The sequence below is a fragment of the Micromonospora lupini genome (assembly GCF_026342015.1).
Lineage (GTDB): Bacteria > Actinomycetota > Actinomycetes > Mycobacteriales > Micromonosporaceae > Micromonospora > Micromonospora lupini_B.
In genome coordinates this window covers 1,255,814-1,269,533 of the sequence record NZ_JAPENL010000002.1, presented here as the reverse complement: position 1 = coordinate 1,269,533, position 13,720 = coordinate 1,255,814, and the positions used below count along the sequence as shown (strand labels likewise).

Genomic DNA, 13,720 nt, shown 5'->3' with positions numbered 1-13,720 from the left:
TCAGCGCTCCGGCCGCTGCACCAGGTCGGTGAAGTCCTGCTCGTTGCGTTCGGCCAGCCGCACGTACGCCCAGCCCACCGCGATCAGGAACGGAAACGAGACCAGCCCGAGCAGCAGCCAGGGCAGGTTGACGCCCGCCACCGTGGTCCGGCCGAGCGACGGTGCGATGGCGAACAACCAGGGCAGCCCGCCCAGCCCGATGGCGACCACGAGCGACAACCGCAACGCCAGCGCGAGCTGCGCCCGTACCAGGCCGCGGACCAGCGCCTCGCCGACCTGGGTCTGCTGGGCCAACTCGGCGCGGGTCCGCTCGGAGCGGGTGTCCCGCCTGGTGATGTCGGCCAACACGATCCGGGCCCGCCGGGGCGGCGGTACCGCACCGCCCGACCCCACGTCAGACAGTTGCTCGGCCACCCCGGCAGTCTGGCCCGCCCAGCGCGATTGTCAAGCGTTCGCGCTCACCAGCGCACCTGCGCGACACAGACCGTCGTGCTGCTGCTCACCTGGCCCGCGTCAAGGATCGACCGGGCCCGTTCCCGGCCGAGGTTCGCCGCCCAGAAGCCGTCCTCGGGCAGCTCGAAGGCGATCTCCCGGAGCGCGCACGTGCGCATCGGCTCGGGCAGCCGGTCCAGGGCCGGTACGGCGTCGGCCGACAGCCCGGAGAGGTAGGTGATGTCGAGGCGGCCCGTGTCCAGGTACCTGTCGACGTTCCGGTCCGCGATCAGGCGGTCCGGGTTGACCACTGCCAGCCCCAGCAGCGCCAGCACCGCGGTGCCGATCACCAGTCGAGGCAGCCACTCGGCTCGCAGCCGCACCACGGCCACGCCGACCAGGACGAAGAGCAGCCCCAGCGACAGCTCGACGGTCGCCACGAAGAGCCGCAGACGGGTCGCGCCGTACGCGTCGGCGTAGACCTGCATGCGGTAGAGCGACGAGGCGACGACGACCAGGCTGAGTGCCGTGAGCACACCGAGCAGCGCCCGGACCAGCAGCCGATCGGCACGGGTGGCCTTCGGCGCCCGGCGGGCGGCGACGGCGATCACCAGCAGGGTGAGCGCGGTGACGGCGAGCAGTTGCCAGAACCCGCCCCTGGCGTACTCGGCGTAGGTGAGGCCGGCCGTGCGCAACACGTGCCCCGCGCCGCCGAAGAACACAGTCAACTGCACCAGTACGAAGGCGGCGAACAGGGCGTCGAGCAGCACCAGCGGCAGGGCCCACTCCAGCCGGTGCACCGGCCGACCCGGCTTCGCCCGCAGGCTGTCCAGGTCGGGCGGCCGGCTGACCAGGTACGCGCCGCCGAGCAGGCCCAGGCCGATCAGTCCGAGGCGTAGCAACCAGCCGACCACACCGGGCGGCGATACGTCGGGCAGGAGGCCCGCCAGCAGGTCGGCGAAGACCGCGTCGGCGGAGGAGAACAGCAGGCCGAACAGCGTCAGCAGACCGACCGAGATCGCCAGGCTGGTCAGGATCCGCCCGATCCCGGGGCCGGACGAGCGGGTGCCGTGCAGCCCGCGTACCGCCCAGGGGAGCGCTCGGACCGTCGCGGCCGGCGGCAACGTCACGGCCAGCAGCATCCCGAACGGGGTCCGTCCACCGGTCACCGCGAGCGTCGCGGTCACCGCGGCGGCGAGCAGGCAGAGCACGAAGAGCCAACCCGCGGCCCGGACCGAGCCGACGGCGACAAGCGCGACAGTCGCGGCAGCCCAGACGACCTGCGCCGCCCGCCCCGGTGCCCCCGTGGCACCGGGACGGACGGTGGTCGCGGCCGCAGACGAAGCCGGCGCGGCGGTCGGCGTCGCTGCGGCGGGCGGAGCCGGCGCGGCGGGCGGGGTCGGCGGAGCCGTTGCGGCCGGCCGGGTCGGCGTGGCCGTCGGCGGCGGTGCGGCGCTGGTGGCGGCCGGCGGTGGTGTCGTGGACGGCGTCGCGGTGGTGTCGGACCCCGAGGGCGCGGCGGGCGCAGCGGGCGCGGCGGGCGCGGCGGCCGGGATCGACGCCGGTGGCCTGGCGGTCGTGGCCGACGCGAGGATTGCCGCTCCCTCCGTCGCGGATGGCGTGCCGGCGGGCGTCGGCCCGGAGCTGGCCAGCGACGGTGCCGGCGATGAGCCTGGCGCTGGCGGTGACCCCGGTGCGGTGGGCGGCGCTGCCGGTGGTGAGGCCGGGGCGGTGGGCGCGGTCCGTTCGGTGAGTTGCGCGGGGGACGACGTGCCGGACCGGACGACACCGGCGGTGGCGAGCGCGGCGGTGGCCGCCAGCGCGGCGACCAGCCAGCCCAGTCCGGGACGGACCACAGTCAGCGCCGAGGCGCCGACGACCGCCGCCGCCGTCAGCACGCCCAGGAGCAGCGGACGGGCGGTGCCGGTCGGCCCCGGCCAGCGCCGCGCGAGGAGCGACGGTGGCCGGGTTGGAACGGACTGGGACGGCCAGGGCTGCGGTGGCCAGGGGTGCGGCCGGCCGGCCACCGGCGGGGGCGTCGGGCCGGGACCGGACCGGGGCGGGCCGGCCTGACCGGGCTGGCCTGGCGGGCCGGCCTGACCGGGCTGGCCTGGCGGTGTGGGCTGACCGGGCTGGCCTGGCGGGGTGGGCTGACCGGTCTGGCCTGGCGGGGTGGGCTGCGGTCCGACAGGTCCGGTCGCCGGACCGGTCGGTCCCGTCGCCGGTGCGGACATGCTGCCGGGGCTGGTCATGCGGCCTCTTCTCGGTGTGGCCCGTTGCTCGGGATGGTGACCCGGATGCGACAACCGGGCTGGGAGTTTCTGGCGGCGCCGACCGGGTCGAGGACCGCGATCTGGCCGCCGTGCAGTTCGACGACCCAGCGGGCGATGGCCAGGCCCAGGCCGGTCCCACCGCCGGCCGCCCGGTCGCCGCGGGTGAACCGTTCGAACACCAGGGAACGCTCGGCCGTCGGGATGCCCTGCCCCTCGTCGCTCACCTCGAAGTGGAGTTGGCCGGCGTGTTCCTCGGCGCTCACCCGCACGGTGCCGCCGGGCGGGCTGTGCCGCGCCGCGTTGTCCAACAGGTTCGCGAACACCTGGTGCAGCCGCCACGGGTCCGCGCGTACGGTCAGCGGCGCCGCCAGGTCGCGGAGCTGAAAGTCCACGTCGAGCCCCGCTCCGGCGGCGCTGGCGGTGGCGTGCTCGACCGCCTCGTCCAGGAAGTCCCCGACGTCGATGCGGACCCGGCGCAGCGGCACCACCCCGGCGTCGAGGCGGGACAGGTCGAGCAGGTCGGCGACGAGATGCCCGAGCCGTTCGGTCTGGGACAGCGCCGTGCGGAGGGCCGCGGGCTCCGGCTCGGCCACCCCGTCCACCATGTTCTCCAGTACGCCCTGCAACGCGGTGATCGGCGTCCGCAGCTCGTGGGAGACGTTGGCGATCAGCTCGCGTCGGCGCTGGTCCGCCGCGTGCAGGTCCTCGGCCATCTTGTTGAACGCCTGGGCCAGCTCACCCACCTCGTCGCGGGAGGTGGCGCGTACCCGGCGCGTGTAGTCGCCGCGGGCCATCGCCCCGGCGGCCGCCGTCATCTCGCGCAGCGGCGAGGTCATCCCGTGGGCGAGCACCTGCGAGGTGACGAGCGCGATGCAGATGACGGTGATCGCGGTGCCCGGCGGGAGCCAACCGATGCCGTACCAGAAGTAGCCGATGGCCACGGCCCAGGAGGCGACCAGCAGGACGCCGAGCTTCATCTTGATCGAGCGGACCGGGTCCAGCGGGCGGGGCAGCGCGCGGTCCAGCCAGTCCACCAGTCGGTGGTTGGTCACGCGGGTACCTCCAGGGCGTACCCGACGCCGTGCACGGTCCGGATGAGATCGGCGCCGAGCTTGCGGCGCAGAGCCTTGACGTGGCTGTCCACGGTGCGGGTGCCGGTGCCTTCGGCCCAGCCCCACACGTCGGCGAGAAGCCGCTCTCGCGGCAGCACCGTGCGGGGCCGCCCGGCGAGGTGGATCAGGAGGTCGAACTCGGTCGGAGTGAGGTGCACGTCCGCGCCGGAGCGGCGAACCCGCCGTTCGGCCTCGTTGATCTCGATGTCGCCGAGGCGGATGGCGGGTGGGGCGGGGGTCGCGGCCCGTTCCATCCGGCGCAGCAGCACGTGGACGCGGGCGGCCAGTTCCCGCATCGAGAACGGCTTGGTGAGATAGTCGTCCGCGCCGACCGCGAGCCCGACCAGCAGATCGGTCTCGTCGTCGCGGGCCGTGAGCATCAGCACCGGCACCGGCCGGACGGCCTGGATCCGCCGGCACACCTCCAGACCGTCGAAGCCGGGGAGCATCACGTCGAGGACGACGAGGTCCGGTTGGCCGGTCCGGAACCGCTCGACCGCGCTGGGGCCGTCCGTGGCGATCTCCACGGCGAAACCCTCGGCGCGGAGTCGGGCGGCAACCGACTCGGCGATGGTGCGTTCGTCCTCGACGACCAGGACGCGGCGTTCCTTCATGGGGTCTGACTGTAGGGAGCCGCCGTGGAGATCAGTGGCTGGCATTGTGAATAACCTGTGGAGAACGGTTCACGCCTGTGGATAACCGAGGGCCCACGACGGCTGGCCTCGGCGAATGACCGGTGCTGGCGGGCATGGCACGGGGCCGGTGGCAGCGCCACCGGCCCCGCTGTGTCGCACCGTCAGCTGGTCGGCACGACCAGGTCCACGGACATGCTGCCGCTGGCCGGTACGGAGAACTGCGCCAGCTTGCGGGTGCCGTCCGGCTGCGTCACCAGGTAGCGACCGTCGAAGTACTTGTCGCCGAGCGAGACGTTGTAGGTGAAGAAGACCTTCTGCGGCCCCTTCAGACGGATGGTGAACTGTCCGTTCTCCATCCAACCGTTGCCGGCGATGTCGCCGGTGTCGGCACTGCGGGCGATGACGTGCCCGCCGGTGAAGGGGGTGCCGTCCGGCGCACGGAAGGTGCCGGTCAGCTCGACGCCCTGGTCCAGTTGGGCATTGTGTGTGGCGGTCGTCCCGGCCGTCACCTGAATCGGAGTGGCGGTGAACCGGCTGGGCTTGTCGCCGGACCACTCGTAGGCGTACGGGTGGCCGCCGAACACCAGCGGCCAGGCGTACGGGCCGAGGCGCTTGATGGTGTAGACGCCGCGTTCGTCGGCGACGGCGTCTTCGGTGCCGACGCCGGGGTGACCGGTCAGCACCGACACGCTGGCGTTCGGCACCGGCGCGCCGGTGGCGTCGGTGACCGTTCCGGTGACCTTTCCGGCCCGGTCGAGCTTCACCTGCGGCCCGGTGACGACCTGGCCGGCGGTCGCCGGAACGACTGCTGCCTTCCGCTCGTCGCCGGTGCCGCCGTCGGCACCCACCCACTGACGACCGTAGGCGTCGCTGCGCGGCACCGCGAAGAGCTTGTAGTTGCCGGCGGCGAGAGGCCCCACCTGGATTCTGCCGTTGGAGTCGCTGCAGTCGCCGTAGCCGTCGGCGAGGGACGCCTGCTTGGGCAGGTACGCGTCCAGGCAGATGTTCGACACGGGCGCGCCGCTCTGCCGGTCGACGATCGTGGTGCTGATGACCGCGCCCGGCCGCATCTTCACCGTCAGCTTGGTGTCCTCGTTCGCCTTCACCCGCACTCCGGTCACCTCGCGGTAGAAGTGCAGGTTGTCCGGTGCGTCCAGGTAGAGGGTGTGTCGGCCCTGCGGGAGACCTGTGACCGTCACCGTGCCGGTGCCGTTGCTGCAGATCGACTGCGCGCAGAAGTTGGCGATCGGGGCTCCGGTGACCGAGTCGACGGCGGACAGCGTGACCGAGCCGGTGCCGAGCAGGCTGTCCGTGATGCGCGTCTGCTGCCCGCCCCGTACCTCGACCACGTTGGCCTCCTCCGGGGTCAGCTTGCCGCGGTAGTACTGCTGCCGCTCACCGGCGATCACGCTGACCTGGTAGGAGCCCTGGAGTAGCTGCACGCTGAACTCACCGTTCGCGTCGGTCTGCGTCCACGCCCCGCCGTACGAGTGGGCGGTGTTGACGTTGACTTCGGCGTTGGGCAGCGCGGCACCGGTCGCGGTGGTGAACCGGCCGGTGAGGCCACCCACCGGCAGCACCGTCTCGTTGACCTCGGTCGCCGCGTTGACCCGGACCTCGAAGACGCTGGCGCCCTCCTCGTCGAGCCTCCCCGGGACGTACTGGGTCTGGTACGAGCCCTCGATCGGGTTGAAGCTCACCCGGTAGCGGCCGGGCAGCGCGTTGATGGTGAAGCGGCCGTCCTCGTCGGTGAGACCGCCGGCCCAGCCGTACGTGTCGACCTCGTTGGCGCTGATGCTCACGCTCGGGGCGGGTCGACCGGAGGCGTCGACGAGCCGACCGGTGATGGTGCCGGTGCCGAAGAGCTGCTCGTCGACAGTGGTGGTCGTGCCGGCCGTGACGGTCACCGGGTCGGCGTCCGACATCTGTGACTTCTGGTGGTGGTACTGCTCGGGCTGCAGCCAGGGGAAGTAGCCCACCCGGTACGACCCGGCAGGTAGACCGGCGACCGTGTAGTTGCCGTCGGCGTCGGTGTTTGTGTAGCCGACGCTCTCGTAGTCGTCGGCCGGGTAGACCTGGACCAGAACCTCGGCGGCGGCGGTGCCGTCGCTGGTGGTCAGTCGTCCGCTGACCGCGCCCGTCGCCGCAGCCTGGGCCGGGGTGGCGCCGGGCAGCACGAGCGCTGCCACGACGGCACCGGCCAGCAGGGCGCGGCGGGCTGGGAATAGCTGCATCGATGTCCCAACGTGAGGATGGTGGGGCTGCCTGAGCAGGCTCCGCCCGCACCGTCCCTGCGCCCCGTACGAGGTCGGCACACGGAGGATAGGTCACCGACGATGGCTGCGGAACTGCCCGACCGGACGACTGTCCTCGGTGGACCGGCGGTGGTCAGCCCAGGCCGACGCGTACCGGATGGGCCGAGGCGGAGCCGAGCCAGGTGTGCGGATTGCCGTACCAGCACCAGCCCAGCTTCGGAGCGCCCTGGCTGATCCACAGGGCCGGTACCCGCTTGTCACCGCATCGGGAGCCGACAAGCGAGAAGCACCTGTTGCTGGCCAGCGCGGCCGGATGGAGCGTGATGAGGGCGAGCCCCTCGTCGATGGTGAGCGGCAGCCGATCCTGGGCGGTCATGTCCTCCATCGCCACGGCCGGGGCGAGGTTGCGGAACTCCTCACCGCGGTCGACGTCGAAGAGGAGGTACGCAGGCCCGGCGGGCACCTCCAGTTCCTTGATCGGGTCGAAGCGCGGCAGGTCGTCCTCGGCGTAGTGCCTGTCGAGAAAGCCGGGCTTGCGCTTGCCGGCCAGGGTGGTGAGTGCGAGCCGGGACTCCACCCCGATCAGGTCCCGCGTGATCACAAGCAGGAACGGCACCCGGGCGGCGGTCGGCGCGGGCAGGCCGGCGGCGCCGTCGACCGCGCGGGCTCGCAGCGGGGCGACCAGGTCGCGGAAGGCATTCTCGGGCATCCCGGCCAGGGCCGGGTAGTCCAGTCGGACCAGTTGGTCGAGTTGGCTGTCGAATTCGGTCTCGGCGTCGAACGGAGCGTCGTGCACGGCGGCCTCCCGATAGTCGTATGGACTATCGTACAACGTACGGGAAGGTCGGAGGCATTCCCTCGTCAGCGACTCCAGTCCTGTTTCGCCGCCCTGACCAGCTTGTCCTTCAACTCCCGGGTGTGCCGCCGGCTCACCGGCAGCTCGGTGGAGTCGACCACCACCACATACCCGGAGTTCACCAGGCGCAGCTCCGCGATCAACTTCAACTGCACCAGGTACGACCGGTGCACCCGCACGAAGCCGGCATCGGCCCACCGCTCGGCGAGCGTGGCAAGCGAGACCCGCACCAGGTGCGACCCCTCGGCGGTGTGCAGCCGGGCGTAGTCCCCCTGCGCCTCCACCCAGCGCACCGCCGAGCGCGGCAGCATCCGGGTCGTGCCGGCCAGCTCGATCGGGATGGTCGGGTCCTCCTCGGTGCGGGCCAGCGCCGCCGGATGCGACGGCACCACCCGCGAGCCGATCACCCGCCGCAGCGACTCGGCCAGCCGTTCGGCGCGTACCGGTTTGCGCACGTAGTCCGTGGCGCCCAGGTCGAACGCGTCCACCGCGCCGTCGTCGTACGCGGTGACGAACACGATCGCCGGCGGCCGGGCGAACCGGCGCAGCACCCGAGCCAGCTCCATGCCGTCCAGGCCGGGCATCCGGATGTCCAGGAAGACCACGTCCACGTCGCCGTCGCGCAGCAACCGCAGCGCCTCGGTGGCGTCCCCGGCGGTGTGCAGGCGGGCCACCCGGGGGTCGGCCCGCAGGTGGTACGCCAACTCGTCGAGGGCGGGCGGCTCGTCGTCCACCGCCAGCACCCGCAGGAAACCTGTCGTCACGAGCCGGCCCGTACGCCCGGGTGGAACTTCGGCACCCGCACGCTCACCCGGGTCCCCGAGCCCAGCCCGGTCTCGACGACCAGACCGAAGCGGTCCCCGAAGACCGACCGCAGTCGCTCGTCGACGTTGGAGAGGCCGACGTGCTGGCCCTGGTCGTCCCCCGGATCGCCGGTGCTGCCGGCCAGCTCGGCGATGCCGGCGGTCAGCGTGGTCGGATCCATTCCCACCCCGTCGTCCTCCACCGTGATGTGGCATTCGGCGCCCGCGTCCCGGGCCTCGATGCTCACCATGCCCGTGCCCGGCTTGCGGGACAACCCGTGCCGGACGGCGTTCTCCACAAGCGGCTGGAGGCAGAGGAACGGGAGCGTCACAGGCAGCACCTCCGGGGCGATCTGCAACCGCACCTGCAACCGGTCGCCGAACCGGGCCCGCTCGATGGTCAGGTACCTGTCGATCGACCGCAGCTCCTCCGCGAGCGTGGTGAACTCCCCGTGCGCCCGGAAGGAGTACCTGGTGAACTCCGCGAACTCCAGGATCAACTCCCGGGCCCGCTCCGGGTCGGTGCGGACGAACGAGCCGATCGCGGTCAGCGCGTTGTAGATGAAGTGCGGGCTGATCTGCGCCCGCAGCGCCCGGACCTCGGCCCGCGCCAGCCGCTCCCGGGACGAGTCCAGCTCGGCCAGGGCGAGCTGGTTGCCCGCCCAGTGCGCCGTCTCCAGGGTGGCCTGGACCAGCCCCGGCGCGGGCGCGCTGTCGGCGATCGCCACCAGCGCGCCGACCACCCGCGCGTCCGCCCCGTGCAGTGGCGCGACCACCGCACCGCGGATCGGGCAGTCCACCCGGTCGCAGTGCAGGTCGGACTCCCCGAGCACAGTCGAGCGCCCGGTGACCACCGCCCGCTGGGCCGCCGCGAGCAGTTGCTCGCCGTGATGTGTTCCGCGCCCGTCGAGGGCGAGCACCTCGTCGGCGTCGGTGAGCGCCAGCCCGACCGCGCCCACCAGGGCCCGCAGATGGCGTACGGCCTTCGTCGCGCCGGCCGCGCTCAGCCCCGCCCGCAGCGGTTCGGCGGCCAGCCCGGCGGTGTGCAGCACCTCGTAGGTGGCCCGTTGGGTGGCGGTGGCGATGCCGCGTCGGGCGCGCAGCCGCAGCACCGCCAGCAGGGCCCCGGTCAGCGCGGTGACAAGCGAGACGACGCCGACGACGGCGGAGAGGTTGCCACCCACGAGAGCGATCCTGACGGCTCGTGGCCCTCGGCGCTAGTACGCGCCCTTGCGGGCGAGCACGACGCCGACGGTGCGCCACAGGATGCTCAGGTCGTACGCCAGCGACCAGTTGTCGACGTAGTAGAGGTCCAGCCGGACGGCCTCGTCCCAGGACAGGTCGGAGCGGCCGGAGACCTGCCAGAGACCTGTCATGCCGGGGCGGACCAGCAGGCGGCGGCGTACGTCACCGAGGAAGTCACCGTCGTCGGCCGGCAGCGGGCGGGGCCCGACCAGCGACATCTCACCCCAGAGCACGTTGATCAACTGTGGCAGCTCGTCCAGCGACGAGGCCCGCAGGAAGCGACCCACCGGGAAGACCCGTGGATCCTGCTTCATCTTGAACAACATGCCGTCGGTCTCGTTCTGGTCGGTGAGGCTGGCCAGCCGGTCCTCGGCGTCGACGTACATGGTCCGGAACTTCCAGACCCGGAAGGTGCGCCCCTCGTGGCCCACCCGGGGCTGGCGGAAGAAGACCGGCCCGTTGTCGGAGATCCGGATCGCCACGGCGATGGAGAGGAAGAGCGGGACCAGCAGAAACAGGCCGAGGCCGGCGGCGACCCGGTCCATCAGGTTCTTGGCGAGCAGCGCCGGCCCGGAGAGGGTGGGCTCCTCGACGTGCAGCAGCGGCAGGCCCTCGATCGGCCGGATGTGCACCCGTGGGCCGGCGATGTCGGTCAACTGCGGGGCGACGACCAGATCCACGCCGGAGCCTTCGAGCTGCCAGGCCAGCCGGCGCAGCTCGCCCGGCTCGGCGCTGGCCGATCCGCAGACCGCAATGGTGTCCCCACCGACCTCGCGGACCAGGGCCAGGACGTCACGGCCGGCGTGCACCGGCACCGGGGTCGGCACCCCGCGGGCCGCCGCGTACCCGTCGGTGACGTGGATCGCCACCGGGACCAGCCCGGCGTTCGGGCTGCGGGTCACCGCCGCGTAGACCTCCAGGCACTCCGGCAGGGTCCCGACCAGCACCATCCGGTGCGCGGCCTGGCCGGCCCGTCGACGGATGTAGTGCAGCGCCCACCGGGCCACGAACCGGCCCCAGAGGATCAACAGCGTGGCGCCGACCAACGCGGTGCCGACGGAGTACCGGGAGAGTTCGGTTTTGGTGTAGAAGGCGAGGAAGGAGACGCTCGCGGCCACCGTCACCGAGCCCCGGATCACCCGCTTGAACTCGTCCGGGCCGAGCCCCAGGTAGCGCCTGTCGTAGGCCCGGTTGCTCCAGAGGATCAGCACCCAGCCCAGCGGAAGAAGCAGGTAGGAGACGGTGTGGAACCAGGTCGGGTCCTGCTTCGTGCCGGAGAACCCGGAGGCCGCCTGGTCGAAGAGCTGGATCGCGATCCAACTGGCGAAGGCCGCCGCACCGAAGTCGAGCAGCAGCAGAATGGCGATGTAGGGACGGTGCCAGCGGGAGACGCGGCGTCGCGCCCTGGCCCACGCCGACCGAGGGACGCCGTTGTGCGACGGCGGCGTCGGCGGCTGGATCTCGAAGCTGTCCACGTGCCGCACGAGTCTGCTCCGGCCTTCGTCGGTTACCGGGCGCTGGAGGCTTGCCGTCACCTCACCCATGTCCTCCCGCATGACACGGGCCGCTCACTCGGCGTGAGGGCCCGGGTCGCCCACCGTCCCAGTCTCCCACGCGGGCTCCGACCGGTCGTCGCCCCGAAGGAGATTGGCGACCGATGGTGCCGGCGGGATCTGGCCGGCTCCGCACCATTTCAGAAGCCGGGGACCGGGCCACTATACCGATGGATGCGCGTGTGGCGAGAACGGTGGACGGGAGCTTCGGCTCACTCTGGCCGATTCCGCTCCGTAGTCGCCGAGTGCAATTACTCACCGTACAAGGCGTGAGAGCCGTCGGTCAGCGAGCGGCTTGCCGCCCGTCTGGCACGTCGCGCAGTACTGGAGGCTCGAATCGGCGAACGACACCTCCCGCACGGTGTCGCCGCAGACCGGGCAGGGCAGACCGGTGCGGGCGTGCACCTTCAACCCGGACCGCTTCTCGCCCTTCAGCTCGGCGGCACGCTGGCCGAGGGACCGCTCGACCGCGTCGCCGAGCACCTGCCGGGTCGCCGAATACAGGGTGGCGAGCTGGGCGTCCGTGAGCCGGTCGGTGATCGCGAACGGGGACAGCTTCGCGGCATGCAGGATCTCGTCCGAGTACGCGTTGCCCACCCCGGACAGCACCGACTGGTCGGTCAACACCCCCTTGACCTGCCCGCGCCGACTGCGCAGCCGCTCGGCGAAGGTGGGCAGGTCGGCGGCGAGCGCGTCCGGGCCCAGCTTGGCCACCCCGGGCACCGCCGCCGGGTCGGTGACCAGGTACGCGGCCAGCTTCTTCTGGGTGCCGGCCTCGGTGAGGTCGAAGCCGGAACCGTCGTCGAGTCGGACGCGCACCGCGATCGGGCCCTTGCCGGGCCGCAGCGGCGTCGTGGATCCGAAACCCTCCCGGTAGTGCAGCCAGCCCGCCCGGGCCAGGTGCACCACGAGATGCAGGTCACCCTCGATGACCACGTCGAGGAACTTGCCGTGCCGGCGAGCGTCGACCACCGCCCGGCCGGCGACCGCGGACGGTGCCGGGTCGTACGTCTTCAGGGCGCTGATCGCGGCGATCTCCAGCCGGTCGACACGCCGCCCCACCGCGCGCTGCCGCAGATAACCCGCGAGCGCCTCAACCTCCGGTAGTTCGGGCACCAGCCAACGGTAGCCTTCTTTCCCGTGAGAATCGTGGTGGCGCACAACCGGTACCGGGAAGCTCAGCCCTCGGGTGAGAACACGATTGTCGACTCGGAGATCGCTCAGCTCACCGCTGCCGGCGTCGAGGTGCTGCCCTTCATCCGCAGCTCGGACGAGATCCCGTCGATGTCGAAGGCGGCCAAGGCGCTGCTGCCGATCTCGCCGATCTGGGCGCCGCGCGCTCAGCAGGACCTGGGCCGGCTACTCACCGAGCACCGACCCGACGTCCTGCACCTGCACAATCCGTACCCCCTGCTGTCGCCCTGGGTGGTGCGGACGGCGCACCGGCACGGCGTGCCTGTGGTGCAGACGGTGCACAACTACCGGCAGGTCTGCTCGTCGGGGATCTACTTCCGCGACGGGGTGATCTGCCAGGACTGCAAGGGTCGGGCGCTTGGCGTGCCGGCGATCAGGCACCGCTGCTACCGCGACTCGACGGCGCAGAGCGCGCTGATGGCGACCACCCTGGCCGTGCACCGGGGCACCTGGCGCTCGGTGGACAGGTACATCGCGCTGACCACTGCCATCGCCGACCACCTCCGCGACTACGGCATTCCGGACGACCGGATCGTCGTGAAGCCGAATGCCGTACCCGACCCGGGCCGGCCGGCGCCGCTGGGTGACGGCTTCCTCTACATGGCCCGGCTCTCCCCCGAGAAGGGTGTCGACCTGCTGCTGGACGCCTGGCGTCGACACCCGGTGGGCACCCTTGGCACGCTGCGGGTGGCAGGTGACGGCGAGCTGCGCCCGCTTGTGGAGGCCGCCGCCGCCGAGCGACCCGACGTGGTCTACCTCGGCCAACTCGACCGCGCCGGGGTGCGCGCCGCCGTCGAGGCGAGCGCCGTGGTGATCGCGGCCTCGATGTGGCACGACGTGCTGCCGACCGTGATCATCGAGGCGCTGGCCAGCGGTCGGCCGGTGCTCGGCACCGCGCTGGGCGGCATTCCGTACCTCGTCGGAGCGGACGCCCCGCACGAGCCCGCCGGCACCGGCCCGGCCGAGACCGCCTCGGCGGTCGCCGGGCGGGGCGGGCCGGCCATGCCGGCGGGGATGTCCGCCTCGGCGGTCGCCGGCGGTGGCGGGCCGGTCGTGCCGGTCGGGATCGGCCTCGGCGAGGCCGGCTGGGTGGTGGCTCCGGAGCCGGCCGCGCTGGCGGCGGCCCTGCCGGTGGCCCGGGCCGGCGCGTCCGGGCTGGCCCTGGCCGCCCGCGCCCGCTACGAGCGGACCTTCCACCCGGACGTGGTCACCAAGCAACTCATCGACATCTACGCGGGCATGACCCACCCCTGACCCACCCCGCGCCTCGCTTCGGTCGGCAAGATCCGCGCAACATCAGGGATGTTGGGGTCTCCCGGGTGCGGGAAGCAGCAACATCAGGGAAGTTGTGCGGATCTTGCC

The 13,720-nt window shown here is 72.4% G+C and carries 11 protein-coding genes and 1 pseudogene; 2 read left to right on the top strand and 10 right to left on the bottom strand.

Translation table 11 applies throughout. The features are described 5' to 3' along the window. Positions 1-414, bottom strand: a complete 414-nt coding sequence (locus tag OOJ91_RS20740; protein WP_266247297.1) for a hypothetical protein — start codon at positions 412-414, stop codon at positions 1-3. Between the two features lie 44 nt (positions 415-458). Further along, positions 459-1,685: pseudogene (locus OOJ91_RS20735) on the bottom strand (DUF4153 domain-containing protein); the annotation flags it as partial. Between the two features lie 52 nt (positions 1,686-1,737). Between OOJ91_RS20735 and OOJ91_RS20730 the strand changes: the two are divergent. Next, on the top strand, positions 1,738-2,505 hold the full coding sequence (locus OOJ91_RS20730; protein ID WP_266247293.1) for a hypothetical protein: 768 nt from the start codon (positions 1,738-1,740) through the stop codon (positions 2,503-2,505). Positions 2,506-2,680: 175 nt separating this feature from the next. Here the strand turns inward: OOJ91_RS20730 and OOJ91_RS20725 are convergent, their stop codons facing one another. The 8 genes from OOJ91_RS20725 to OOJ91_RS20690 form a co-directional block, all read right to left on the bottom strand. Continuing rightward, on the bottom strand, positions 2,681-3,757 hold the full coding sequence (locus tag OOJ91_RS20725) for a HAMP domain-containing sensor histidine kinase (RefSeq protein WP_266247292.1): 1,077 nt from the start codon (positions 3,755-3,757) through the stop codon (positions 2,681-2,683). Further along, positions 3,754-4,431, bottom strand: coding sequence for a response regulator transcription factor (locus tag OOJ91_RS20720; RefSeq protein ID WP_266247291.1), 678 nt, complete (start codon positions 4,429-4,431; stop codon positions 3,754-3,756). The genes OOJ91_RS20725 and OOJ91_RS20720 overlap by 4 nt, the downstream gene beginning before the upstream one ends. A 182-nt stretch (positions 4,432-4,613) precedes the next feature. Further along, positions 4,614-6,686, bottom strand: coding sequence for a carboxypeptidase regulatory-like domain-containing protein (locus OOJ91_RS20715; protein WP_266247290.1), 2,073 nt, complete (start codon positions 6,684-6,686; stop codon positions 4,614-4,616). Between the two features lie 154 nt (positions 6,687-6,840). Further along, positions 6,841-7,503 (bottom strand): DUF5701 family protein, encoded by a 663-nt coding sequence (locus OOJ91_RS20710; RefSeq protein ID WP_266247288.1) that lies wholly within the window; start codon positions 7,501-7,503, stop codon positions 6,841-6,843. A gap of 65 nt (positions 7,504-7,568) precedes the next feature. Further along, complete coding sequence (locus tag OOJ91_RS20705; protein ID WP_266247287.1) at positions 7,569-8,327, bottom strand: LytR/AlgR family response regulator transcription factor; 759 nt, start codon at positions 8,325-8,327, stop codon at positions 7,569-7,571. Beyond that, entirely contained in the window at positions 8,324-9,550 is a 1,227-nt protein-coding gene (locus OOJ91_RS20700; protein WP_266247286.1) for a sensor histidine kinase, read from the bottom strand. Before OOJ91_RS20700 ends, OOJ91_RS20705 begins: the two co-directional genes overlap by 4 nt. A 33-nt stretch (positions 9,551-9,583) precedes the next feature. Further along, complete coding sequence (locus OOJ91_RS20695; protein WP_266249781.1) at positions 9,584-11,155, bottom strand: sugar transferase; 1,572 nt, start codon at positions 11,153-11,155, stop codon at positions 9,584-9,586. Positions 11,156-11,419: 264 nt separating this feature from the next. After that, a complete protein-coding gene (locus OOJ91_RS20690; RefSeq protein WP_266247285.1) occupies positions 11,420-12,280 on the bottom strand; it encodes an Fpg/Nei family DNA glycosylase in 861 nt (286 codons plus the stop codon). A 24-nt stretch (positions 12,281-12,304) separates the two neighbouring features. Here OOJ91_RS20690 and OOJ91_RS20685 point away from each other — a divergent pair, with 24 nt between their 5' ends. Next, the gene (locus OOJ91_RS20685) at positions 12,305-13,612 is read left to right on the top strand and encodes a glycosyltransferase (RefSeq protein WP_266247284.1); all 1,308 of its coding nucleotides are present in this window, start codon (positions 12,305-12,307) and stop codon (positions 13,610-13,612) included. Positions 13,613-13,720 lie beyond the last annotated feature (108 nt).

Bases quoted from the DNA above. Each gene is read 5' to 3' on its own strand.
- OOJ91_RS20720 (WP_266247291.1), bottom strand. From the start codon at position 4,431: ATGAAGGAACGCCGCGTCCTGGTCGTCGAGGACGAACGCACCATCGCC.
- OOJ91_RS20715 (WP_266247290.1), bottom strand. From the start codon at position 6,686: ATGCAGCTATTCCCAGCCCGCCGCGCCCTGCTGGCCGGTGCCGTCGTG.
- OOJ91_RS20695 (WP_266249781.1), bottom strand. From the start codon at position 11,155: ATGGGTGAGGTGACGGCAAGCCTCCAGCGCCCGGTAACCGACGAAGGC.